Below are 25,257 nucleotides of genomic sequence, written 5' to 3' on the forward strand. Positions count from 1 at the left end.
AAGTCGAACCCTCCATGAAGCGCGGCCGGCACGTCTCGCCGGCGCCAAAGCCGTCGATTCTGCGTGGGGCACCGAAGCAGACACGGCCGTGAAGCTCGCTCCCGGTGCCCCGTCGTCGAGGGAGCATAGCTGACGGCGGTGGCACGGGACGACGCGCGAACCGGAAATGATGCATTGCAGCCAGAAGGCGACGCCCCTCCATATCGTGCAATGTAGATTTCTGTCTCACCGCGGCCTCGGCTGTGGCCGGCGGAGCGAGAGGCCCGGAGCGCGGCGCGCAGCTCCCCGGGAGAATTCGCGCGGTTCGGCCGGAGCGTTCGTGTCGCTTACATTACGATATTGCAACTTCTTCCGCGGCCGAGGGCGCCGGGGCGGCGGCGCGCGCGGGGCGGAGCGGGTGCGTCTCGACGCGCCAGATACCGTCGTCCGTGAGGCGGATCGCGGCGAACCTGGCGACGGCGTCGAGGTGGCCGTCGGTCTCGTGGCCGAGCGTCGACGAGGGGTGGGCATAGACGCTGACGCGCCCGCCGGTCTTCGAGCGGTAATGGCCGAAGAACGCGAGGTGCTTGTGCCCGTGGAGCACGAGCGCGCTGTTCTTCGCCGGGTTCTTCTGCTGATACGCCGCGAGGATCTCGAGGAGGCGCGGGCCATCCATGGCGATCATGAACGTGTCGTTGAGCGAGATCGGCCCGGCGAGGCGCGCCACGTGGTGGTGCAGGAGCACGATGACGGGGCCGGACCCCCGGCGGAGCGCGCGGGCGAGGCGCCGGAGCTGAGCGCCGCCGATCTGCCCGATCGCGTTCGACCCCACGAACCGCGACCGATACCGGTTGGAGTTGAGGCCGAAGATCCGGATACCCCCCTCGATGTCGAGCCGCCTCGGATACAGGCCGGCGATCGCGCGCAGCCGCCGCCGCGCGCGCTTCCGGGCGGGGAGGTGCAGGGGAGGCTGGAAGGGGCCGCGCTCCACGCGGGTGAGCACGTCGATGAAGCGCTGCTCGCGCTCCGCCCGCTTCGTGAGGTACGGGTCCGGGGACGTGCCGACGTTGATGGCGACATCGTGGTTGCCAGGCACCATGAGCACCCGCGAGGAGGCCGGTATGCCGGAGAGAGCGGCCTCGAGCTCGTCCCACTGCGCCTCTTCCCCGAGATCGGTCATGTCGCCCGTCAGCGCGACGAGCGGCGGCGACATCGCGGCGATCTCCGCCACGAGGCGCCGGAGGCGGCCTGTGAGCTCGGCGGTGTCGGGGCGAGGGGCCCCTTCGGGCCACGCCGCCGATCCCTCCTCGATCTCGTACGGCTCGCGGCCGCCCGCCGTGATGTGGAGATCGGAGATCTGGCAGAGGACGAGCCGCCCGCCGGGGATAGCGTCGCCGGGATCGGGGAAGAGCGTCGCGGCGCCGCCGTACCTCAGGATCACGCGGGTCGCCTCGCCCAGGGCGAACGCGAGCCAGGCATAGAGCGAGAGCCCGAGGGCGAGCAGGGCGAGCGCCATGCACCCGGTCAGGACGAGCGCGGCGCCGCCGCCGAAGGAGAGCCTGCCGCCCGCGGGGAACCACGCGAGCTCGGACGAGAGGAAGGAGAAGAACGACCCGTCCAGCCATGCGGAGAGCCACGCGGGCACCCCGATCTCGATCAGGTACACGGCCAGCCCGCCGACGCTGCAGGCCGCGGCGGCGAGGAGGAACAGCAGGATCAGGCGATCGCGGACGACGTCGATGACGTCGACGACCTCGCCGAGCCTCCCCCGGAACGACGAGCGGAAGTAACGGCTCCCGTAGGAGATCTTCTTCCATGCCTCGGGCCGCCACACGCGGCCCTGGCTCACGATGCTCGAGACGACGAGGGCTGGGACGAGGACCAGCGCGAGCAGGACGAGCACCGGCAGGAGCGCCAGGTAGAGGACTCGGAGGGCCGCCCTTCGCGCCATGCCTCATTTGACGTGCCCCGGGCAGGACCGTCAAGGCGCCGCTCGGGCCGCGCGCGCCCTGAAAGTTGCCGGAATCGATGGATGCTCGTAGCAGTGAGCGCGAGCTCGCGCGCCGATGTCCTGCCCCGAGACGCCGATACAGCCGGCCTGCGCCCTGCGATCGACCACGTCGAGCGACCCCCTGCCGGCGCTCTCGACCGGCGCGCGCGCGGCGCCTGCGCGCCGGCGCCGCAGGGCCGCGGTCCTCGTCGTCGCGGGCGCGGCCGGCGCGGGAGCGGCCGTGTGGACCAGCTCGGCCGTGGCCGTGTGGACGGGGGCGCCCCCGCCAGCGGCGCGCAGCGCGGCGCCCCTCGTCACGGACGCGCTGCCGGAGCGCGCGGGGGGAGCGCCGCCGGAGCGCGTGACGCTCACGCCAGATGACGAGGACACCGAGCCCGCCACGCTGGACGAGCAGCGCCTCCGGCTGTTCTCGCGGATGCGGCGGGAGCTCGCGCTCCCCGACGAGGTGATGCGGCGGGTCGAGGCGATCTTCGCGGAGTCGCCGGTGCTCGGCCAGGGCAATCCAGCGCTGACGCGCCACCCGATGTCGCGATCGGAGTGCCGCCGCATTCGAGCGCTCTCGGGCGTCGCGCCGGCGCGCGAGCCGGCCTGCGGCGCGCCGGGGATGGTGCCGCTCTTCGATCCCACGCGCGGTCAGACCGCGGCGGACGCCCCCGTGTGCATGGATCAGCTGGAGTTCCCGAACGTGCCCTGCGAGTACCCCGTGGTGCACGTCAGGGCGCGCGAGGCGGCGCTCCTGTGCAGGGCGATCGGGAAGCGGATCTGCGATGCGCACGAGTGGGAGGGGGCGTGCGCCGGCGCCCTCCGTGATCCGGACGTCGAGTACGAGTGGGCGCGGCCCCGGAACGAGGCGAGCTGGCATCACAACCTCCTGCGCGAGAAGGTGTGGAGCTACGGTCCCACGAAGAACCACGCGCTCTGCGGGACGGAGAGCTGGCGTACGCCGGGGTGTCCAGGCGGAGGGTGGGACCGCTGCGGCTCCAACACGTATCCGACCGGCGCGTTCCCCGCGTGCCGGAGCAGCTTCGGTGTCTTCGATCTGCACGGGAACGTGGCCGAGCACATGAGCCTGCCCATCCTGCCCGAGGAGCTCGCGCGGCACGGCGATCGGGGCTTCACCGAGATGAAGGGCAGCTGGTTCGCGTTCTCGTCGATGGAGGTCCACGCCGACGACTGCCGCTTTCGCGCCCCCGACTGGCACGCGACGCGGCTCATGAGCAAGGGCAGCCACGCGAACTACCACCTTGGATTCCGCTGCTGCAAGGACATCGCGTCGCCAGACGGCGCCTCGCGAGAGGAGGGCGCCGACCGCCAGGGCGACGGAGGCGCGCAGAGATAGAGATAAGGAGATCGACGAGGGGGGCGACGTTCAGGTGTGCGACCCGCCGTGGCGGCCGGAGCACGGCGCGACGCTCGCCTCCAGCGCGGCCCGCGGCGCGCGCGTCGGTCCCTTCCGTCTCGCTCGATCGGCGCATGCGCCCTCCGGCGAAAAATCCACCAGTTCATCGGTCGCGGCTGGGCCGCCCGATGCGCATACGACGTGCGTAGAAGAGCGTCGGGGGCTCGTCACATAGATTTGACCACATGATCCCACGTGTGCGCATTCGGTGGTTCATAGGCGCACGATCTCGCCGATGCGGCGCGTTTCGAGCGCCCGCCGCGAAGTCACGATGGCGGAGGCAGACGGTTACGGCCCGAGTCGATCGATTCGTGTCGTGCCTCCGTTGATGCACAAACGGCGCAGTCTGAGCACGTCAGGCGCAGGGGCCTGACGTCGCCGGCGGGTTGCGGCCGGGTCAGACGGGGGGGCGGGGAGGCGCCGCGCGCCGTCGTCAGCGGCGCTCGATCGGGCCTCGACGGCGCTCGTTCACGACGGCCGCGGTGCGGGCGGGAGCGCAGGTGATCTGCTCGAAAGCCCGCGAGGGAGGCGCGGCTCGCGGCGCGCGGCGCACGCCGCTGAGGCGTTGAGTTCGCCATCTCCAGCATGGAGCGCGCAGCCCGCGGGCGATACTCCCTCCGATCGTGGGCCGTCCCGCCGGTCTCCGCGTCAAGAACCCGGAAAACCAAAGCCGGCGTCGATCCAGAGAATGCCTTTTTGCGGATGCGGCGAGGCCGGTGACGCGCTCTCTCAGCGGCAGTGTCTGCACACGAGGGCTGAGGCACACAGCCTGCTCTTCGATGAGCCCAAGGTGGCTCGGACCTTCCGGCCATCACGGGATATTGAGGAGGACAACACATGCTCTCGATTCATGGCAAGGTGCTGGGGCTCGCGATGGTGATGGCGGCGCTGGGCACGGGCTGCGCCGTCGACGCGGCGAACGACGCCGATCTCGATGAGGCCGGCGTGGACGACGTCGAGCTGGTCGACTCGACCGCCGAGGCGCTCGAGGCTGACGCATCGACGAGGGGCGGCTATCCGGGGCCGGTCGGCGTGCAGGGCCCCGTGGACCTCGGCCAGGCGCCGGTCGGCATTCAGGCTCCGGTCGGCCAGCTGGGGCAGGGGCCCGTCGGCCAGGGGCCGGTCGGCCAGGGGCCCGGGGGCGTGCCGGGTGTCGGCGGCGTGCCGGGCGTCGGCGGTGTGCCGTTCGGCGGCGGCGTGCCGTTCGGCGGCTTGGGTGGCTTGGGTGGCTTCGGTGGCTTCGGTGGTTTCGGCGTGCCTGCCGCGATCATCTCGAGTTGCACCACGTGCAATACCGCGTTCATTCCCGACTGCTGCCCGTTCCCGCCCAACCCCTGCTGCCACCGACCGTGCGGCCCTTGCAACGGGTTCGTGGGCGGCCCTTGCAGCGGGTTCGGGGGGGGCGCCTGCAATGCCGGGTTCGCGGGCCCCTGCAATAATGGCGGGTTCGCGGGCGGCGCCTGCGGTGGCGGGGGGGGCTGCTGCGGCGGCGGCAACGGGCTCGGCTGGTAATAACGGGGCCTCTTGCCTCGGCTGCTCGCGCTGGCCGCGGAGACGGCGCGGGGCTCGGAGGAAACCAGCCCGGCGCCGCGCGCAGGCCGCTACGGGAGAGCGTGAATCGCTCGGGCTTGATGGCCGATCTCGGGTCGGCCCATCGTCGCCGCTCTCCTGGGCGATCTCCGCCAGCGCCGCCTGGGGCCCACCACCCCGGCGGCCAGCGGACGGCGGGGGCGTGACGGCAGCGCTCGAGCGGAGGCGACGATGACGACCGGGCCCGCGCCGGCGGGGGCGACCCATGTGAGGTGAGGTCGTCGCCGCCAGCGCGGGTCGCCGGGCAGCGGGGACGGCACCTCGCTGCCGTGCCAGCGCGGGATGCGCGCGGGGAACCTGGCGAAACGCGACGAGACGGGGCAAAACAAGGCGGACCGCCCGGGGGAACACGGCGCGGCCCGCGAGATCGCACCTGAATCCAGCCAGGCCGCGCCGGCGGCATCTGCCGCGCCTTCACGGGCGTTGCTACGCCGTGAGCGATCCCTTAGAGTGGCGCTAACGCTGTGATCGGCACGATCATCGACGGCAAATATCAGATTCGCAAGCTTCTCGGCGAGGGCGCCATGGGCTCGGTCTATGAGGCCGAGCACACGGGGACGGGCCGGCGCTGCGCCGTGAAGGTGATCAGCTCGGCCGATCTCACCCGCGATCCGAAGGTGGTGAGCCGCTTCCAGCGCGAGGCGCGCGCTGCGGGCGCGATCGATACGCAGCACATCACCCAGGTGCTCGACGCCGGCGTCGATCGCGGCTCGAACCTGCCGTTCCTCGCGATGGAGTTCCTCGCGGGCGAGGACGTCCACGAGCTCATCAAGCGCACCGGGCCGCTCGCGCCCGACCTCGCGCTGCGCATCGTCGCGCAGTCGTGCATCGGGCTCCAGAAGGCGCACGAGGCGAGCGTCGTCCACCGCGACATCAAGCCGCACAACCTGTTCCTCGCGCGCCGCGACGCCGGCGAGATCCTCGTCAAGCTGCTCGATTTCGGGATCGCCAAGGTGAAGATGGACCGGGCGAACGAGACCGAGAGCGCCGATCTGACGCGCACCGGGAACCTGATCGGCTCGCCGCTCTACATGTCGCCCGAGCAGGCGCGCGGCCAGAAGGAAATCGACCACCGCACCGACATCTGGTCGCTCGGGGCGGTGCTGTACCAGCTGCTCACCGGGCGGACCCCGTACCATCACATCACCGCGCTCGGCGAGCTGATCATCGCCATCTGCTCGGATCCTCCGCCGCAGGTGCAGGACTTCGCGCCGTGGGTGGCGCCGGAGATCGCGGCGATCGTGCACCGCTGTCTCGTGCAAAATCCAGCGCAGCGCTACCAGAGCGCGCAGGAGATGTTCGGCGCCATCCGGCCGCTCCTTCCGTACGGCTGGGGCATCCACGAGAGCATGCTCGTGCCGCTGCCGGAGGCCATGCACCGGCAGTCCGCGCCGCGGCTCGCGACGAGCGCGCCGCCCGCGAACCAGGGCGGCGCGTACGCCGCGGCCTCGTCGGCGAACCAGAGCGGTGCGTATGCGGCGCTCTCGCCCGCGAACCAGAGCGGCCCCTACGCGGCGCTCTCGCCGGCGAACCAGAGCGGCGGGTACCCCGCGGCTCCGCAGGAGCACCGCGGAGGATACCCGTCGTTCGCGCCTCCGCCGCTCCAGAGCGGGCCGCAGGGCGCGGTCGTTCCAGCGGGCAACCACGCCGGCGCCGCCACGACGGGGGCGCTCACGCAGTCGCACCGCGGCACGCAGCCCGGCGCGTCGCGGATGCCGGTCATGGTCGGCGCCGCGCTGGCCGCCGCGGTCGTCGCGGTAGGCGTGTACTTCATCAGCCGGACGTCGCCGGCGCCCGTTGCGCAACCGGAGGCGAAGGCGGTCGTCGAGGTGCTCCCGACTGCGTCGGCCACCCCGCCCCCGACGCCACCGCCGGTCGCGACGCCTGCGACGCCAGAGGTCGCCGCGGCGGTCAAGCAGGAGACGAAGCGCGTTCAGGTGGTCATCCTGCCCGCCGACGCCTCGGTCGAAGTCGAAGGCCAGCGCGTGACGATGCGCAACGGGCTCCTCGACATCACCGGGCTGCCCGGCAGCAGGCACATGGTGCGCGTCTTCAAGAAGGGGGGCGGCGAGACGGTGACCGAGGTGGTGGTGACCGACACCGGCGCGTTTCCGCCGAAGGTCGAGCTCTCGCCGAAGGGCGGTCCGGCGACGCCAGCGAAGAGCGCCTCCGCCGCACCGCCGCCTGCAACGCCCCCCGCGCCGAAGAACCCGAATGGGATCATCGACAACACCGAAGAGTTCGGAAAGTAGCAGCAGGACCACAGGCTGAGTACGGTGCTCGATCGAATGGATCTGCGTACGCGGCGCGGCGGCTCTCGTCTTCTCTCCCTGGCGCGGCGCCCCCCCGCGGCGCCGCAGGTGCGCGCTCTCTCCGCAGCGCTCGCGGTCGCGGTCGCCGCCGGACCGGCGCTCGCGCAGCCGGCGCCGCCGGCCAAGGAGCCCGCCACGCCGGCCACGGGCGCCGCCGCGCCGGTCAAGGAGGGCGCTGCGCCCGCCGCGGAAACCGCCGCGCCGCCCAGGGAGGGCGCCGCGCCCGCCACGGAAGCCGCCGCGCCGGCCGAGGAGGCGCCCGTCTCCGAGACGGACCGGCAGGTAGCGCGGCTCCACTTCGAGAAGGGGTTGACGCTGCTGCGCCAGGAGGCGTGGGGCCCCGCGCTCGCGGAGTTCCTCCTCTCGCGCAAGCTCTTCCCGACGCGCGTGGCCACGAACAACGCCGCGATCGCGCTGCGCAAGCTCCAGCGCTACGACGAGGCGCTCGAGATGTTCGAGACCTTCCTGCGCGATTTCACCATGTCGGCCGCCGAGCGCGCGGCCGCGCAGCGGGAGATCGCCGAGCTGCGGGCGCTCGTGGGGACGCTCGACATCACGAACGCCGAGCCCGGGGCGTCCATCGTGGTGAGCGGCGAGGAGCGCGGGCAGTACCCGCCCGTCAAGCCGATCCGCGTGGCGGCGGGCCCGCACGTCGTCCGCGTCTTCAAGGAGGGCTACGAGCCGGTGGAGACGCGCGTCGACGTCGCCGGCGGCCAGACGGTCACGGTGAACGCGAAGCTCCGCAGGCTGACGCGCTCCGGCCGGCTGCGCGTGGTGGAGCGCGCCGGCAAGACGGTCGACGTGCTCGTGGACAACGTCGTCGTGGGGCAGACCCCGTGGCTCGGTCCGCTGTCGGTCGGCGACCACATGGTGACGCTGCGCGGCCAAGGGAAGCTCGGGACGCAGCCGACGGCGGCGCCCGTGAAGCCGCAGGAGCTCACCACGCTGTCGCTGCTCGCCGAGGATCTCGACGCGTCGCTGCGCGTCGACCCGACGCCGCCCGGCGCGAGCGTGTGGATCAACTCGGTCAACGTGGGCAACGGCGTATGGCTCGGCCGGGTCAAGGCGGGCACGCACCGGGTCGACGTGAAGGCCGACGGGTTCGTCACCGGGACGCGCACGGTGACGCTGCAGAAGGGCCAGCGACAGAGTCTCGACATGGGGCTCGAGCGCGACGAGGACGCGGAGATCTGGCGAAAGCCGCCGAAGATCACGCTCGACGCGAGCGCGTCGTTCCTCCTGGCGCCGACGCTCGGCGGTGAGATCACGGACGGCTGCGATTCGGGCTGCTCGAGCTCGCTCGGCCTCGGCGCGCTCGGCATGATCCACGGGGGCTACGAGCTCGGCTCGGGGATCGGCGTCGGCGTCGAGCTCGGCGCGCTGTTCGCGACGCAGCAGCTCGACGGACGCTCGGCGACGTTCAGGCCGGTCGGCTACCCGCAGCCGCTCGACGGCACGGCGAGCGACGCGCTCCGCCTGGGCGGCTTCCTGGCCGGCGCGACGTTCGGATACCACTTCGGCGAGGACTTGCCTGCGCTGCTCCGGCTGGGCGCCGGGGTGCTCGTGGGCGAGGTCCGCGACGAGCGGACAGGAAGGTTCAGGACGACCGACGAGGAGTGGTTCAACACGTCCCCGGTGGTCGACTTCGCCTCGGCGACGTACTTCTACGTGGACCCCGAGGTGAGGCTCGGCCTGCGGCTCGGGGAGCGATGGGAGCTCTCCGGAAGCCTGAAGCTCCTGCTCCTGATCGGCCTGAGCAAGCCGAGGTGGGACAGGACGATCCAGCTGGCGGCGGCGAGCGACGGGATCGGCACCTACGACCGGGAGTCGCTCATGGGGGACTTCGTCTTGATGTTCTCGCCTGGGGCGAGCCTGCGTCACGAATTCTGACGCGCCCCGGTGCGCTCGGCGCGCGCTGCGACGGGTTTCCCCCATCTGAGTGAGCGAGCGCCGCTCGACGCCGGCGTGTGGCGGCGCGGCTGCACCGGCGCGAACGCTGGTGCCAAGCTCCGCTGGTCCTTGTGACGCAAGGATTCCCCGTCTGAGCGAGCGCCGCTCGACGCCGCTGTATCGGGGCGCGGCTGCACCGGCGGGAACGCCGGTGCCAAGCTCCGCTGGTCCTTGTGACGCAAGGATTCCCCGTCTGAGCGAGCGCCGCTCGACGCCGGTGTATCGGGGCGCGGCTGCACCGGCGGGAACGCCGGTGCCAAGCTCCGCTGGTTCTTGGGAGGTCCGTCGATCCGCTCAGGCCGCGCGTGGGGTCCGGCTGGCCGGCCCCACACGCGGCTTGTGGCGGCGCCGCAGGAGCAGCGCGAGCCCGAGTCCGAGCCCCCAGCCGGCGCGCGAGCTCGAACCGTTGCTCATCCTGCAATCGCAACCGCCTTCGAATTTCGGCACGGACGCGTCGCCGCCGCCTTCGTCGCCGCCGGCCGCGCCGCCGCCGCCGCTCGCGTCCACCGGGCCGCCGGCGGATCCGCCATCGCCACCTGCGCCGCCTGCGCCGCCGCCACCGCCTGCGCCGCCGCCGCCCTCCGCGGACGTCGAGTCGCAGGCGTCTCCGACCCCATTCTCATTGCTGTCCGCCTGATCGTCGTTCCGATCATCAGGGCAGTTGTCACAGGCGTCGCCTCGCGCATCCCCGTCTGCGTTCTCCTGCTCGCGGTTCTGCACGAGACGGCAGTTGTCGAGCGGGTCGCCGTTCGCGTCCGCGTCGTCTATCCCATCGCCGTCGTCATCCGTATCGCAGGCGTCGCCCTGGCCGTCACGATCGGTGTCGGTCTGGACGTCCCGCGGCGCCGGCGGCGCGGGCAGAGCTGGCCCGTTGGGCGCGAAGGGGCAGTTATCGAGCGGATCGCCGCTCGCGTCGACGTCGTTCACCCCGTCGTTGTCGTCATCCTCATCGCAGTCGTCCCCGGCGCTGTCGCGATCGTTGTTCTCCTGCAGGGGGTTGGGGATGCGAAGGCAGTTGTCGCTGCGGTTCTCGACGCCATCCAGGTCGATGTCGCCCGCGTCGCACGCGTCCCCGATGCCGTTCTCGTCGATGTCGCCCTGATCCACGTTGGGCGTCGTACGACAGTTGTCGAGCACCTCGCCCCCGGTCGTCATATCGAGTCTGCCATCCGGGATCGAGTCGTTGTCTGAATCGTTGTCGCGGTAGTCGGGGATGTTGTCCCGGGTCGACTCGATCCGGTCCGTGTCTGCCGGGAACGGCGTCGCGCTCGGGTCCCCGGCCTCATCGATATCGTCGATGTGATCATTGTCGCTGTCCGTATCCCGCGCGTCGTACTCACCGTCCGTGTCCGAATCGACCGGTGTGCTGAAGTAGCAGGCACCCGAGCACGCGGTCAACGCGTCTGGCGTCGTGTCGCCATCCGTGTCGACCGGCGTGAGCTCATGGCACTCGTCCGCTCCGCACGCTGCGACTGCGTCGGGGACGCCGTCGAGGTTCGTGTCGACGCTCGGCCGGAAGCACGGCGTATCGTCCTCGGCGCAAACCTTCAGGCTGTCGGGCAGACGGTCGTCGTCGGTGTCCACCGCAACAGCGATGTAGCAACGCGATCCAGCGGCGCCGTCGATGCAGATGAGGAGCCCGTCGACGATGCCGTCAGGTGCGCCGCCCGTATCGTCGTCCCATGCCGTGCAGGTCACGCCATTGGGGCACACCTCGATCGTATCGGGGATCGTGTCCCCGTCGTGGTCGGCGTTGAACGGGCTCGTGGTCCAGAAGATCTCCAGCTGGTTGTCGATGCCGTCGTTGTCCGCGTCGCGATCGCACTCGTCTCCGACCCCATCGTCGTCGGTATCGACCTGCAGCGGATTGAACCGCAGGGGGCAGTTGTCGAGCGGAGCGCCGGCCTCGTCCACGTCGTCGATGTGGTCGCCGTCGTCATCCGTGTCGCAGGCGTTTCCTTGGCCATCGCGATCGGTGTCGAGCTGGTTGTCAAACGGCGGGGAGCTCGGGCTCAGCGGCCCGTTGGGCACGAAGTGGCAGTTGTCGAGCGGAGCGCCTGCCCCGTCCACGTCGTTCACGCCGTCGTTGTCGTCATCGGCGTCGCAGGCATCACCTTGCAGGTCGCGGTCGAAGTCGGCCTGGTCGGCGTTCGCCAGGAACCAGCAGTTGTCGTCGCCCGCGTCGATGACGCCGTTGCCGTTCACGTCGTCGACGTCGCCGTCGTTGTCGTCGTCGTCGTCGCAGGCGTCGCCCCGCAGGTCGTGGTCGAAGTCGGCCTGGTCGGCGTTCGCCAGGAACCAGCAGTTGTCGTCGCCCGCGTCGATGACGCCGTTGCCGTTGACGTCGTCGACGTCGCCGTCGTTGTCATCGTCGGGGTCGCAGGCGTCGCCTTTCAGGTCGTGGTCGAAGTCGGCCTGGTCGGCGTTCGCCAGGAACCAGCAGTTGTCGTCGCCCGCGTCGATGACGCCGTTGCCGTTCACGTCGTCAATGTCGCCGTCGTTGTCGTCGTCGTCGTCGCAGGCGTCGCCCTTCAGGTCGTGGTCGAAGTCGGCCTGGTTCGCGTTCGCCAGGAACCAGCAGTTGTCGTCGCCCGCGTCGATGACGCCGTTGCCGTTCACGTCGTCGACGTCGCCGTCGTTGTCGTCGTCGTCGTCGCAGGCGTCGCCCTTCAGGTCGTGGTCGAAGTCGGCCTGGTCGGCGTTCGCCAGGAACCAGCAGTTGTCGTCGCCCGCGTCGATGACGCCGTTGCCGTTGACGTCGTCGACGTCGCCGTCGTTGTCGTCGTCGTCGTCGCAGGCGTCGCCCTTCAGGTCGTGGTCGAAGTCGGCCTGGTCGGCGTTCGCCAGGCGCCAGCAGTTGTCGTCGCCCGCGTCGATGACGCCGTTGCCGTTCACGTCGTCGATGACGCCGTCGTTGTCGTCGTCGAGGTCGCAGGCGTCGCCTTGCCGGTCGTGGTCGAAGTCGGCCTGGTCAGCGTTCGCCAGGCGCCAGCAGTTGTCGTCGCCCGCGTCGATGACGCCGTTGCCGTTCACGTCGTCGATGATGCCGTCGTTATCGTCGTCGAGGTCACAGGCGTCGCCTTGCCGGTCGTGGTCGAAGTCGGCCTGGTCGGCGTTCGCCAGGCGCCAGCAGTTGTCGTCGCCCGCGTCGATGACGCCGTTGCCGTTCACGTCGTCGATGACGCCGTCGTTGTCGGCGTCGAGGTCGCAGGCGTCGCCTTTCAGGTCGTGGTCGAAGTCGGCCTGGTCGGCGTTCGCCAGACGCCAGCAGTTGTCGTCGCCCGCGTCGATGACGCCGTCGCCGTTCACGTCGTCGATGACGCCGTCGTTGTCGTCGTCGTCGTCGCAGGCGTCGCCTTTCAGGTCGTGGTCGAAGTCGGCCTGGTCGGCGTTCGTGAGACGCCAGCAGTTGTCGTCGCCCGCGTCGATGACGCCGTTGCCGTTCACGTCGTCGATGACGCCGTCGTCATCGTCGTCATCGTCGCAAGCATCGCCTTCGAGGTCGCCGTCGAGGTCCGCCTGATCGGCGTTCGCGAGGCGCCAGCAGTTGTCGTCGCCCTCATCGATGATGCCGTTGCGATTCACGTCGTCGATGACGCCGTCGTTGTCATCGTCAGGGTCGCAGGCGTCGCCTTGCCGGTCGTGGTCGAAGTCGGTCTGGTCGGCGTTCGCCAGGCGCCAGCAGTTGTCGTCGCCCGCGTCGATGACGCCGTTGCCGTTCACGTCGTCGATGACGCCGTCGTCATCGTCGTCATCGTCGCAGGCGTCGCCTTCGAGGTCGTCGTCGAGGTCCGCCTGGTCGGCGTTCGCCAGGAGCCAGCAGTTGTCGTCGCCCTCATCGATGATGCCGTTGCGATTCACGTCGTCGATGACGCCATCGTTGTCGGCGTCCTCGTCGCAAATGTCGCCGTCGCCATCGCGATCGAAGTCGCTCTGGTCCGAGCTCGGGATAAGCGGACAGTTGTCGCAGGCATCGCCGATGCCATCGGCGTCGCTGTCCAGTTGGTCATCCGACGTATCGGCAGGCGTCGGCGCCAGCGGGCCATTTTGCACAAAGGGGCAATTGTCGAGCGGGGCACCGTTCGCGCCTACGTCGTTCACCCCATCGTTATCGTTGTCAGGATCGCAAATATCGCCTATAAGATCGCCGTCTCTGTCCTCTTGATTTGGATTATACCTGCTTCGGCAATTGTCGCGACCGTTGCGGACACCGTCAAAGTCACAGTCTCCGTCAGGATTACTGCACGACTGCGCCCACGCCTGCTTCGGTAAGAGCAGGCACATAGGCAGCATCAAGAACAATAGGCAATATATTCGACGAATGCGCCGTTTCAGCGCGCCGGGTCTTTCGGCTACTTCGCGCATACGTCCCCCTGAGAGCATTCCCCGGCGGCACCCGTGCAGCGGCATGACGAGTCGACGCAATGATTCCCGAAGCCGGCGCAGTCCTCGTCCTCGGTACATTCGGCGACCCTGCAAAAATGGGCAGAGGTGTCATCAACGCCGATGCATTTAGAGTCTCCGCGGCAATCAGTGGATTCGGTTGCCGGAGTGCATGGAAGCACGCATTTGTTGACCCCCTCGACCGACACGCACCGGCTGCGCTCCGGAAGACCAAGCGCCACGCAATCGCTCGGCGTCGTGCATTGCGCCGGTCCGCAAACCCCGCGGGCAACATCGCATGTATAGTCGATGCTCGGGCAGTTCGCCTCACCCGGTTGACAGCAGTCAGCGGGCACGTTGCACCCCGGTAGGCAATAGCCGTACGTGGGCTCACTGCCGCCCGAGCCACCGCCGCCCGACGCGGGACCGGCACCTCCCTGACCGCCGGCGCCGCCGTCACCACCGGCGCCTCCTCCATGGCCGGCGCTGCCAGCACCGCCCGCGCCTCCCTCACCGCCAGCCCCGGCTGCGGCCCCGGCGCCTCCCGATCCGCCGCTCGACGTCGTGGCGCTGGACGTGCTGGCGCTCGACGTCGTGGCGCTCGACGTCTCCGTGCCGCCTCCGACGCCATCGCCATCCGAGCTGCACGCCGCTTGAATCGCCGTCGCAGTAACAAGCAGAAGAAGGCCGCCTCGCCGCATTGAACACGCTCCCGAGCAGGATACTCCTATCTTCGTACACCCCTCGTCTCGTACCTGACAAGCAAACACGCCGGGCAGCGCTCGCTTCGAACGATGCACGCAGCGGCGCCGTGTCAACGCTCATGTAGGCCCTTGTCCTACCCAGGCAGTTGGCGTCGCGGACCCGACGTTTTCGCCCAGGTTGCAGGAGCAACGGCGTTCTCTGGTATCGTGGCCGCGCGCATCCGGCGGTCTCCGCGTTGCGCACGGATCGACCCCTGACACAAGGACCCGGCACGTGCCCAGACCCAAGCTCCCACGAGCCGCCACGCCGCGGCGATCGATGCGGCCTCTCACCGCCATGCCGGCGGTCTTCGTCCTCGCTGCGTGCTCGAGCGATCCTTCGACCCCCATCGATCCGCCCGCCGCTCCGAGCGTCGCGGCGCCCAGGTACTCCGAGGCAGCAGCCGTCCGGGTCAAGGCGATCGGCGCCCGTGTACCCGCGTTCGACACGGCCTTCGTCGGGCGGCCCGCCCCGGCGCGACGCTTCGACGTCACGCCCGGCGGCGACCTCCGCCCGGTGCTCCCGGCCCCGCACGCCGGCCAGCGCACCACGACCGTCGAGCTCGCGGCGCGCGCAAACGCGCCCACGCGCATCACCGACGACGGCTCCGGCCTGCGGCTCGCCTTCTCTCTCGAGGGCGCGTCGGACGCGCTCGTCGCCGTGGCCGACGGCATCGCGATCCGCGCCGGCGCCGCGCCTTCGGGGGGGGATCTGCTCCACCGCGTCGATCGCCACGGCATCGAGGATCTCGCTTTTTACGAGCGCGCCCCGGCGATGGAGGAGCTCCGCTACCGCGTCGACGTCACGGGGGCCGCGGGGCTCCGCCTCGTCGCGCGGACGCTCGAGTTCCTCGATGCCGCGGGCGTGCCGCGCCTGCGGATCGCGCCGCCCTACGTGCTGGATGCGGGCGGCGCGCGCGTCGCGGCGAGCCTGTCGGTCGAGGGCTGCGCCGTCGATGAGAGCCCGCGCGCGCCGTGGCGGCATCCCGTCACCCCGCCGGGCGCGCCTGCGTGCACGGTGAAGGTCTCGTGGGGCGGCGCGGGCGTGCGCTACCCCGCGGTGGTCGACCCGTACTGGCAGCAGACGGGCGACATGAGCGAGGCGCGCGCGCGGCCCACGGCCACGCTCCTCGACCCGGACGATCCGGGGAGCGAGGTGCTCGTCGCGGGCGGCTTCGACGACGCGAACGCGCCGCTCCGGTCCGCCGAGCTCTATGAGCCGCTGCGCCGCGTGTTCGCGCGGACCGGCGACATGACCGCGCGGCGAGGCGGTCACACGGCGACGCGGCTCGACGACGGCCGCGTGCTCATGATCGGGAGCGGCGCGCCTCGCTTCAACATCACGTCGGCCGGCGTCGCGGAGACCTCGACCGAGCTCTACGTGCCCGCGGCGGGCACGTTCACGAGCGGCCCCTCCCTGTCGACGGCCCGGTTCGATCACACCGCGACGCTGCTCGACGACGGCCGCGTGCTCATCGCCGGCGGCGCGCCGACCCTCGGAGCCACGCCGCTGAACTCGTTCGTGCTCTACGACCCTTCCACGGGCTCGCTCAGCGCGTCCGGCACCATGCAGCGCCCGCGCCGGGGGCACGCGTCCGTCCTGCTCAACAACGGCACGGTCCTGATCACGGGCGGCCTCGTGAGCTCCTCGCTGGCCGCGCAGTTCATGGAGATCTACACGCCTGCGCCGGGCGGGACAGGGAGCACGGCCGCGGTGCCGTTCAACATGCGGAGCGATCGCGCGTTCCACACGGCGACCCTGCTCAACCCGGGGGCGGATCCCGTGGTCACGCCGTCCGTCGTGCTGCTCGCCGGCGGCGTCAACGCGACGAGCGGCAACGCTTATCTGAGCACCGCCGAGCTGTTCACGAGCCGCGCCACCGAGCAGTGGGCGCTCCCCTCGATGAGCACCGAGCGCGTGCATCACAGCGCGACGCTGCTGCCCTCCGGCGACGTGCTGATCGCGGGCGGCGCGAGCGCCACCGCGTCGCTGACCAGCAGCGCCGAGCTCTACGTCAGCCAGCGCCGGACCTTCTCGTCGCTGGCCACGCCCATGGGGGTGAGCCGCGCGCGGCACGCCGCCGTCCTGGTCAACGGCGGCGACTCCATCACCTCGGGAAGGGGCGTGCTCGTCGTCGGCGGCGGCAGCGGGACGGAGGGCGCCAAGGCGGAGATCCTGCTCAAAGGGCCGGGCGATTCATGCGTTCTGTCGGAGGAGTGCCGCTCCGGGTTCTGCGCTGAAGGTGTCTGCTGCGATCAAGCCTGCGACGCAGAGTGCGATTCGTGTACGCAGGAGGGCAAGCAGGATCATAGCCCGAGCGGGACCTGCGGTCCCGCGAAGGCGGGCAAGCCCTTGCTCATCCACTGCAAGACGAATGTCGCGGGCCACGGCATCGAGGTGCACAACGAATGCGACGGTGCGGGCCATGCCGTCTCGAACGCGTTGACAAGAGATTGCACACCGGGCACCTGCATCGGCAATCGCTGCCAAGATTACTGCACCCCGGACCTGCCGTGCGATTCCACCGGGTGGTGTGACTACGACACCGGCGAGGGCAATGGAGGCGGGGGCGGCGCTGGGGGCGCAGGGGCAGGGGGCGCGGGCGGGACCGGCGGCGGTGCTGGCGCTGGCGGCGAGGGCGGCGGTGCTGGCGCTGGCGGCAGGGGGACCGGAGGCGCGGGCGGAGCCGGCGGCGCTGCGGGCGCTGCGGGCGTAGGGGCAGGGGGCGTGAGCGGAGCTGGCGGCGCTACGGGCGCCGGCGGCGTGGGTGGCGATGCCGGCGCTGGCGGTACGGAGGGCGCTCCGAGCAGACCGCCGGGATCGGGGGTGTGCCGGCAGAAGTATCCGCTTGGCGCTCCTTGCACCGACGACGCGCAGTGCCTCGGTCTGTCGGGCGGCACCGAACCGGGGCACTGCGCCGACGGTGTTTGCTGCGACGGCCCGTGCGAGGGGGCATGCGAGGCGTGCACTCTCCTGAACCGCAACGGCAAATGCTCCCCGCTCGGTTCCACGGATGCGCCGGAGCAGCCCCTGCCGGGTCATCCGACGTGCCGTGACAACGGCAACGGCGACGGCGACTGTGCCGGAGTCTGCACGGGCAAGGACGACAGGACCTGCTCGTTCCCGAAGCAGGATAGGCGCTTCAAGGATCCGGAGTGCGACTGCCCAGGCGGCGATTGCGCGGTCGGCCCCGCCATCCTGACGCAGTTCCTGTGCGACGGCGAGGGCAGCTACGACCCGACGGAAGAGCGCTGCGGCGGAGAGAGCGGCGGGTACCGCTGTGCCAGCAGCACGTCGTGCAAGGACAGCTGCACCTCCGACGCCGACTGCATCGCCGACTTCATCTGCGCATCGGGCGCGTGCGTTCCGCTGGACACCCCGCTCTGCGACGGCGACCACACCGTGCGGGTCCCCGCCGGCGCCGACACCGACTGCACGCCGTACCGCTGCGACGGCAGCGCCTGCAGGAACTCCTGCAAGACGCTCGACGACTGCGTGGCACCGCATGTCTGCAACCTCGCCGGCGAGTGCATCCGCGTCGACGAGCTCCCCGTCGCGAGCGCCCCGAGCTGCTCCTGCCGCGCGGCGGGCGCCTCGGCGGACGATCAAGGCCGCTGGACGCTGCTCCTCGTCGCCCTCGGCGGCGCCATCCTCCGCCGCCGCCGGCCTGCGCTCCGCGCCTGACGCCGCGCTTCGCGCCGGACGCCGTTGCCCGGCGCGCGCGACGGCATGTTGCCCCCCACCTCACCCCCCCGCTATCGTGCCCATCCGATGAGGTCTTCCTCCGTCGCAGCGGTCGCGTCCACGGCCGTCCTCATGACGCTCGCCGGCGCCTCGCGCGGTCAATCCACCGGCGGCTTCTCCCTCGACCGGTTCGAGCCCGCGCCCGCCGGCGACGCCTTCTTCAGCGTGCCCTCGCCGGCCGCCCCCGGCCACCTCGCGCCGCGCGCTTACCTGGGGCTCGATTTCGCCCACCGCCCCATCCATTCCAGCGGCGACAACCCCGTCGACCTCGTCTCTTCGCAGGCGTTCCTCCGCCTCGACGCCTCGCTCGCGCTCTGGGATCGCCTGCTGCTCTCGATCGACGCCCCCCTCGCCGTCGCGCAAGGGGGCGACGATCCAGGCATCCCCGGCGTCGTGTTCACCGAGCTGACGGCGCCCGAGCTCGGCGATCTCCGCTTCGGCGCGCGCTTCCGCGTGTTCGGGGAAGACACAGAGCCGTTCCAGCTCGGGCTCGGCGGCTACCTGTTCGCGCCCACCGGCTCGCCGGCGCAGTACACCGGCGACCCGGAGGCCCGCGGCTCCGTCCAGGCGAACCTCGGTGGGCGCATCGACTCGGCGGGCTCGACGCTCGGCTTCCTGTGGAGCGCGAGCGGCGGCGTCGAGCTCGGAGGCGGCTCCAACCGGCCGCAGCTGTTCACGTTCGGCGGCGCCGCGGGGCTCCTGATCGCCGACGATCTCCTCCAGCTCGGCGCCGAGGCGTACGGCGGCGCGCCGCTCGGCGAGGAGCTCCTGCTCTCGAGCACGCCGGTGCAGCGCGACGGGGCCAGCGTCAACGCCGAGCTGCTCTTTGGCGCCAAGCTGCGCGTCCTCGACGGCCTCACGTTCGGCGCGGCGGTCGGCCCGGGCCTCACGAGCGCCATCGGCACGCCGCCGGTCCGCGCGGTCGGCATGATCGGCTGGACGCCGCTCCCGAAGCCGGCCCGTGAGCGCGCTCAGTCCGCCACCGCCGTCGCGGGCGACAAGGACGACGACGGCATCAACGACGACATCGACGCCTGTCCCGATGTCAAGGGCGATCCTTCGCCCGATCGCGCGAAGGACGGCTGCCCGCCGGCGGATCGCGACGGCGACACGGTGCTCGACATCGACGACGCGTGCCCGAGCACCCCGGGCGTCCGCAGCGCCGACGCCACGGAGAACGGCTGCCCCGTGGACTCGGATGACGACGGCTTCCACGACGGCATCGACGCCTGCCCCAACGTGCGCGGGACCGCGAGCGACGACCCGAAGAAGGTCGGTTGCCCTGGCGACGCGGACGGCGACGGCATCCTCGACGCGTCGGACGCCTGCCCGAAGGCCAAGGGGCCGGCGAACCGGGACCCGAAGCAGAACGGCTGCCCGGACGATCCGGACGGCGACGGGATCCGCGGCGCCGCGGACGCCTGCCCGAACGAGCGGGGGCCCTCCGACTCCGATCCACGACAGAACGGCTGCCCCAGGTTCGTCCGCGTAAACACCGAAGAGATCACGACATCGAAGCCGGTGCGGTTCGTCGTTTACGGGAAGACGCGCGCCCAGACGGTCGATCCCATCTCCGACGAGATCCTGTACGAGGTGCGCGACGCCATCCAGCAGAACCCGGACATCGAGCTCGTCGAGGTGCAAGGCCACACCGACGACAACGGGTCCGAATCCTACAACCTCGCCTTGTCCCAGCAGCGCGCGGACGCGGTCCTCTCGTGGCTCGTGGCCGCCGGGGTGCCGCGAGAGAAGCTCGTCGCCAAGGGCTACGGCTTCGAGCAGCCGCTCGGGGACAACCGCGTCAAGACGGGGCGCCAGAAGAACCGCCGCGTGCAGTTCGTGATCATCAAGCGCAAGGGAAAGCCGTAGGGAGCAGCCGCCGGCGTCGCGGCGCGACGACGACGACCGCGAGCGACACAACGCCCAAGACACCACAAATCCCGACAACCGCGCAACCGCACAAGCGCCGAGGCCTCGCAGTCCAGGGCGATCACGCCGCCGCGGTACGCCTTGCTGCGCCGCGCCCGAATGCGCCTCCGCCGTCGCCCGACCTCCGACCGTGACCGTTCCCTGACGGCCGTGGACGGGCAGGTGTGTCACATTATCGAATGCTCCATACGGTGGCGATCTCAGATATCCATCTTTGCGAGCTTGAGCCGGGTAACGGCCTGTGGATGCGCTACCGCCAGGCTCCTTACTCCCCCGACAGCGAGGTCGCGGCGATGCTGGACGCGCTTCGGGACGAGATGAAGGAGGGCACGGCGCGCGGCGCCGGGCGCCATGAGCTGACGCTCGTGCTCAACGGCGATGTGTTCGATCTCGACGCCCCGCGCGTGATCGACCAGCAGAGCGTCTTTCACGATCTCCCCCGCAGCGCCGAGCACGCGGTCCCGGCGATGGAGGCGATCCTCGCGGACCACCCGGTGTTCATCGAGGCGCTGGGCCGCATCGTCGCGGACGGGCACACCGTCGTGTTCATCTCGGGCAACCACGACGTCCAGCTCACGTTGCCCGAGGTGCGCGACCTGGTCCGCGCTCGCGTGGTCGATGCAGCGCTCGCCGCGCTGGACGACGCGTCGACCTCCCACGCCCCGAACGCGCGCGCGACGCTGGGCGCGCGCGTCGTGTTTCGCGCGTGGTTCCACAAGACGCCGGACGGCATCATCGTGGAGCACGGCAACCAGTACGACGCCTATTGCAGCTACCGCTACCCCATGGTCCCGTTCGGGCGGAAACCGGGCGAGATCCAGCCGACCATGGGCTCGCTCGTCTGCCGGTTGCTCGTGTCGCGGATGGGCTACTTCAACCCGCACGTGGACGCTTCGTTCATGCTGTCCGCGTTCGGCTACCTCGCGCACTGGGCGCGGTACTACATGTTCTCGAGCCGCTCGCTCGCGGGGGCGTGGGCGCTCGGCGCCCTCCGCACGCTCGTCGAGCTCGTGCGCCGGCGCGAGCCGGAGCGGCGCGCCCGCCTGCGCGAGTGCCTCGCCGCCGCGGCGCAGGAGACGGGCGCTCCGCTCCGCGCCGTGGCCCGCCACGCCCGCCTGTTCGCTCCCCCGGCCGAGGACAGGCTGGGGCTCGTCGCGCGCGAGCTGTGGCTCGATCGGGCCGCCCTCGGGCTGCTCGCGGTCGTGGTGGCGCTCGTCTGGCTGCTGCTCGCGCCGCTCTGGCTCGCGCCGGTGGCGCTCGTCGCGCCGGCGGCGCTCATCGTCTACGAGCGCCTCGTGCCGAAGCTCCCGCTCGACGCGACGTGGCAGCGCGTCAGCCGCGCCGCGCGTCAGGTCGCCCGCGCCCACCGCGCCAGAGCGGTCGTCTTCGGCCACACGCACACGCCCGAGGGCACCTGGGAGGGCGGGCTGTTCTTCGGCAACACCGGCTCGTGGTCCGCCGCCTTCGAGGACGTCGCCTGCACAAAGCCGGTCTTCGCCGCGCGTCCGCTGGTCTGGCTGAGGTCCGAGCCGGGGACGGGCAGCGCCGCGCGCCTCTCGGGAGGCCTCGTGACGTGGAAGAACGGCCGCTTCGAGGCCCTCACGGCCAGCGTCCCGCCCCCGGCCGGGCAGCGCAGCGAGCCGCAGGGCGCCCATCCGCCGCTGCAGGCGCCCGCGACCGCCGCGCTGCGCACGTGACGCACGTACCCGAGGAGGCCGGCGCTCTTCGCTCGAATTGAGCCCCTTCCTGACTTGCGCGAGGCGTCCCGCGGCCGGATGCTCCGGGCACCGACACGTGTCCCGCCGACGAGGAAGCTCCGTGAACCCCCCGCTCCGTATCGAAGCCGCCGGTGACAGCGACGTTGGCCGCCAGCGCGAGCACAACGAGGACAGCTTCGCGATCGATCTGGATCTCGGCCTCTTCATCGTCGCGGACGGCATCGGCGGCGCCGCCGGTGGGGAGGTCGCGTCGCGGATGGCGGTCGACATCGTTCACTCGTGCTGCAAGGACAGCGAGGGCGACATCACGCAGCCGACGGGGTACGACGAGGGTACGACGCCCCTCGAGCTGCGCCTTGTCTCGTCCATCTGGCGCGCCAACGAGCGCATCTTCGAGGTGGGGCAGCGCGACCCGCACTGCTACGGCATGGGGACGACGTTCGCGGGCGTCTACGTCGACGCGAGCTCGGCGTGCATCGCGCACGTCGGCGACAGCCGGGTCTACCGCTACCGACAGCGCCGGCTCGAGCGGCTCACCGAGGATCACTCGCTCTGGAACGAGCACCTGCACAGCGGCGAGCAGCTGCCTGACGACGTGGACCCGCTGCTCGCCCGCAACGTCGTGACGCGGGCGCTCGGGATGGGGAAGACCGTCGACGTCGCCACGCGGGTCGAGCGTCCAGAGGCGGGAGATCTCCTGCTGATCTGCTCGGACGGGCTCTCCGGCCCGGTCTCCGAGCCGGAGATCGCGGAGCTGCTCGCGCAGGAGAGCGACCTCGCCGAGGTGGCGCGCTCCCTCATCGACCGCGCCAACCTGCACGGCGGCCCCGACAACGTGACGTGCGTGCTCGTTCGGTGGAACGCCGCCGGCTGACCCCGCCACCTTCCGGCCAACTGCCCCCGCCGACGGACGTACGATCGCGGCGCTCACCCGCACAGGAGACGGGCCCGGATCAGCGTTTTCGGCGCGGAAGCGCACTCCTGTGCGCTGAGCACCGAAAACGTCGAGGCGGGCCCGTCTCCGAAGCGGGGGAGCGCCTCTAGGGCAGCGCCTTGATCCCGAGCAGATCGGCGGACCTGGTCATCTCGTAGGCGAGCGAGCCCGGGGTCGTGTCGTCGCTCTCGTGCTCCACGAGCGAGAACAGCTCTCCAAACGGCGTCGCGAGCTGCTCGGCGGTCGGCTCCGCATCGCTCCACCCCTCCGGCCGCGTCGGCAGCGCGTCGCCGTCGATCCCGTCGTACGCGCTCCTCAGCCGGTCGAAGCCGGTGAGCACCGCCTCGTCGGCCTCCGCCCCTTCGGCTCCCTTGGTGAGGATCCACGGCTGGAAGGCCTCGTAGGTCGCCACGCCGGCCGCGACGTTCGCCCGCATGTCAGCGAGCGTGTACTGGGCGTAGCGCGACTCCTCCTCTCCGGTCGCCGCCTTGCTGGTCTTCTCCACCTGCTCCGCGATGGAAGCGATGACCCCGCGGTAAGCGGACGGCGCGTCGAGCCCGAGGGGGCCGAAATCGGCTTTCATCTTCGCCGCGTCGGCCGCGAGGCGCGCGCAGAGCTCGTCCTTGAACGAGGCGGCCTCGGCCTCGTTGGCCGGGAAAGCGGCTTCGCGGTAGTTCGTGAGCGCCGACTCGAAGGCGACGACGGACTCGGGGATCGCGTCCGCCCAGAGAATGCGCTCGATCGCGTGCACCCCGGTCACCCCCTCGTCGTCGAAGAGGTCTTCGTCGGCCTCGACCTCGATGAAGGCGTCGTACCGCGCGTCCGTCGAGTAGTCGAGATCCGGAAAGACGACCGCGATGGCGCCCTCGACGCTCTCGTAGGCCTGCCGCGCCTTCTTCCACTCCGCCTTCATGGCGTCGACGGCCTCCTTGTCGCTCGTCGCGCTCCACCCGTCCGCGTCCGGCGCGGGCGCGGCCGCCTGGAGCGCGGCCGTGGCGGCGGCGAACTGATCGATGTTGCCCTGGATGAAGACCTTCACGTCGCGCACTGCCTGCCGCTCGTACTCCGCGTCGGTGAGCAGCGTCTCGTTGTCGCTTCCGCACGCAGGAAGCGAGAGGGCGGCGGCGGCGATGGCCAGACCAAACCGCAAGCGGGCGGGGATGTGCATGATCTTCGAGCTCCTTGTCACCGCTCGCCTGGAGCGAGCGCGCGATGTGGATGGGTGCGCGTGCACGCCGACGGACGTCGATCAGAGCGAGCGCACGAAGTCGATGAGGGCGCCGCGATCCTCGTAGGAGAGCGCGCGGAATGCGGCGACCGAAGCGGCGGCCTCCGAGCCGGCGCCGTCGTGGAGGAGGATGGCCTGCTCGATGGTCCTGGCGCGGCCGTCGTGGAGGTACGAGGTGCTGTGGCGCAACCCGATGAGCGGCGCCGTCCGCCAGGAGACGGAGCTGGCGGACTCGTCGGCCAGCCCGTCGGCGAGATCGGAGCCGAGATCGTGCAGGAGGAAATCCGTATAGACGGGGGCGTCGATGTCCGCGAGCTGCGCGATCGGGTAGTCGGCGCGCGTCCTCAGCGAGGGGACATGGCAGGCGGCGCAGTCGGCCTCGGCGAACAGCGCCTGACCGCGCGCGTCGGCGGGCGCGCGCCTCGGGATCTCGAGCAAGCGCATGTAGTCGGCGACCGCGTTCACCGTATCGAGGACCACGTCCTCGCCCGGCTTGGCGTCGTCCGTGAGCCCGTCGGGGTTCGGGAGCTCGTCCGGCCGGAGCGGCGAGGTGATCCCCATGTCGCCCTGGTAGGCGTCGGCCGTGAAGTCGTCGAGCGTGGCGACCCGCGCCTTGAACCCGAAGCGGCCGATGATGTTCTCGTCGCCCTCGACGAAGGCGTTGAACGACTCGTTCGCGCTCTTCTTCGAGTGGAACACCACGCGGTTGATGCGCCCGCGGATGGCGTCGCCGCGCGCGGCCTGCTCGGCCGCGACCCGCTCGATCTCGGCGTCGGCGACCGCCTCCATGTAGCCGCGCCCGAACACCGGCGGGCCGAGGCGCTGCGAGAGCTTGATCGCGGCCTCGCCCTCGGGCTGTGAGAGCGTCGTCGCCCCCCCGACCGCGTAGGGGCGCATCGTGTGGCCGTAGGGGAGCCCCGCCTGATCCGCCACCGGCGTCACGCCGTCGTCCTCGACGAACGACATCTTCTGGACCGCGCCCGGCCCGCGCGCCGCGCCGTCGTGGCAGCCGGCGCACGCCGTGCGGATGTAGAGCGGCCCAAGCCCGTCGCGCTCCCGAAAGACGAAATCGAAGAGCGCGTCGCCTTCTTTGAACCGAGCGACCTGCTCCGCAGAGGCGTCTCTCAGCGGGATATCGGTGAGATCGTCACCGATCAGCTCGATGCCGGCCAAAGGATCGTCTGTAGCGGATTCTGCGCCGCAGGCTGTGTTGAAGATCAGTGGGAGCGCAAAAAACAGGGCAACTCGCGACATGTTGTCGACCTACACCGTAACCGTAGGTGAAAGTCAATGTCAACAACAACCGTAGGTGAAAGTCAATGTCAATAACCAACGA

12 protein-coding genes are annotated in these 25,257 nt (G+C 70.9%); 8 read left to right on the forward strand and 4 right to left on the reverse strand.

Annotation, left to right across the window (positions count from 1 at the left end):
- Nucleotides 1–331 precede the first annotated feature (331 nt).
- A complete protein-coding gene (locus tag WME90_RS18430; protein ID WP_437282462.1) occupies nt 332–1,930 on the reverse strand; it encodes a metallophosphoesterase family protein in 1,599 nt (532 codons plus the stop codon).
- 115 nt (nt 1,931–2,045) lie between these two features.
- Between WME90_RS18430 and WME90_RS18435 the strand changes: the two genes are divergently transcribed.
- The 4 genes from WME90_RS18435 to WME90_RS18450 all read left to right on the forward strand — a co-directional run bounded on the left by WME90_RS18435 (nt 2,046) and on the right by WME90_RS18450 (nt 9,181).
- Nucleotides 2,046–3,329 (forward strand): SUMF1/EgtB/PvdO family nonheme iron enzyme, encoded by a 1,284-nt coding sequence (locus tag WME90_RS18435; RefSeq protein WP_437282463.1) that lies wholly within the window; start codon nt 2,046–2,048, stop codon nt 3,327–3,329.
- 897 nt (nt 3,330–4,226) lie between these two features.
- On the forward strand, nt 4,227–4,901 hold the full coding sequence (locus WME90_RS18440; RefSeq protein WP_437282464.1) for a hypothetical protein: 675 nt from the start codon (nt 4,227–4,229) through the stop codon (nt 4,899–4,901).
- A 542-nt stretch (nt 4,902–5,443) separates the two neighbouring features.
- The gene (locus tag WME90_RS18445; RefSeq protein WP_437282465.1) at nt 5,444–7,231 is read left to right on the forward strand and encodes a serine/threonine protein kinase; all 1,788 of its coding nucleotides are present in this window, start codon (nt 5,444–5,446) and stop codon (nt 7,229–7,231) included.
- Between the two features lie 36 nt (nt 7,232–7,267).
- Nucleotides 7,268–9,181, forward strand: coding sequence for a PEGA domain-containing protein (locus WME90_RS18450; RefSeq protein ID WP_437282466.1), 1,914 nt, complete (start codon nt 7,268–7,270; stop codon nt 9,179–9,181).
- Nucleotides 9,182–9,535: 354 nt separating this feature from the next.
- On the opposite strand, the gene WME90_RS18455 is transcribed toward WME90_RS18450, so the two are convergent.
- A complete protein-coding gene (locus WME90_RS18455) occupies nt 9,536–13,525 on the reverse strand; it encodes a thrombospondin type 3 repeat-containing protein (protein ID WP_437282467.1) in 3,990 nt (1,329 codons plus the stop codon).
- Between the two features lie 1,122 nt (nt 13,526–14,647).
- Here WME90_RS18455 and WME90_RS18460 point away from each other — a divergent pair.
- The 4 genes from WME90_RS18460 to WME90_RS18475 all read left to right on the forward strand — a co-directional run bounded on the left by WME90_RS18460 (nt 14,648) and on the right by WME90_RS18475 (nt 22,633).
- The gene (locus tag WME90_RS18460; protein WP_437282468.1) at nt 14,648–18,052 is read left to right on the forward strand and encodes a Kelch repeat-containing protein; all 3,405 of its coding nucleotides are present in this window, start codon (nt 14,648–14,650) and stop codon (nt 18,050–18,052) included.
- An 87-nt stretch (nt 18,053–18,139) separates the two neighbouring features.
- A complete protein-coding gene (locus WME90_RS18465; RefSeq protein WP_437282469.1) occupies nt 18,140–19,981 on the forward strand; it encodes an OmpA family protein in 1,842 nt (613 codons plus the stop codon).
- 251 nt (nt 19,982–20,232) lie between these two features.
- The gene (locus tag WME90_RS18470; RefSeq protein ID WP_437282470.1) at nt 20,233–21,738 is read left to right on the forward strand and encodes a hypothetical protein; all 1,506 of its coding nucleotides are present in this window, start codon (nt 20,233–20,235) and stop codon (nt 21,736–21,738) included.
- Nucleotides 21,739–21,859: 121 nt separating this feature from the next.
- Nucleotides 21,860–22,633: a PP2C family protein-serine/threonine phosphatase gene (locus WME90_RS18475; RefSeq protein WP_437282471.1), complete on the forward strand. Its 774-nt coding sequence runs from the start codon at nt 21,860–21,862 to the stop codon at nt 22,631–22,633.
- A gap of 166 nt (nt 22,634–22,799) precedes the next feature.
- On the opposite strand, the gene WME90_RS18480 is transcribed toward WME90_RS18475, so the two are convergent.
- Both WME90_RS18480 and WME90_RS18485 read right to left on the reverse strand, forming a co-directional pair.
- Nucleotides 22,800–23,861 (reverse strand): imelysin family protein, encoded by a 1,062-nt coding sequence (locus tag WME90_RS18480; RefSeq protein ID WP_437282472.1) that lies wholly within the window; start codon nt 23,859–23,861, stop codon nt 22,800–22,802.
- An 81-nt stretch (nt 23,862–23,942) separates the two neighbouring features.
- Nucleotides 23,943–25,094, reverse strand: a complete 1,152-nt coding sequence (locus WME90_RS18485; RefSeq protein WP_437282473.1) for a di-heme oxidoredictase family protein — start codon at nt 25,092–25,094, stop codon at nt 23,943–23,945.
- Between the last annotated feature and the right edge of the window lie 163 nt (nt 25,095–25,257).

Origin of the sequence: Sorangium sp. So ce375 (assembly GCF_051473855.1) — a bacterium.
GTDB lineage: Bacteria > Myxococcota_A > Polyangia > Polyangiales > Polyangiaceae > Sorangium.

Bases quoted from the DNA above. Each gene is read 5' to 3' on its own strand.
- WME90_RS18430 (WP_437282462.1), bottom strand. From the start codon at position 1,930: ATGGCGCGAAGGGCGGCCCTCCGAGTCCTCTACCTGGCGCTCCTGCCG.
- WME90_RS18435 (WP_437282463.1), top strand. From the start codon at position 2,046: ATGTCCTGCCCCGAGACGCCGATACAGCCGGCCTGCGCCCTGCGATCG.
- WME90_RS18440 (WP_437282464.1), top strand. From the start codon at position 4,227: ATGCTCTCGATTCATGGCAAGGTGCTGGGGCTCGCGATGGTGATGGCG.
- WME90_RS18450 (WP_437282466.1), top strand. From the start codon at position 7,268: ATGGATCTGCGTACGCGGCGCGGCGGCTCTCGTCTTCTCTCCCTGGCG.
- WME90_RS18455 (WP_437282467.1), bottom strand. From the start codon at position 13,525: ATGTGCCTGCTCTTACCGAAGCAGGCGTGGGCGCAGTCGTGCAGTAAT.
- WME90_RS18460 (WP_437282468.1), top strand. From the start codon at position 14,648: ATGCGGCCTCTCACCGCCATGCCGGCGGTCTTCGTCCTCGCTGCGTGC.
- WME90_RS18465 (WP_437282469.1), top strand. From the start codon at position 18,140: ATGAGGTCTTCCTCCGTCGCAGCGGTCGCGTCCACGGCCGTCCTCATG.
- WME90_RS18480 (WP_437282472.1), bottom strand. From the start codon at position 23,861: ATGCACATCCCCGCCCGCTTGCGGTTTGGTCTGGCCATCGCCGCCGCC.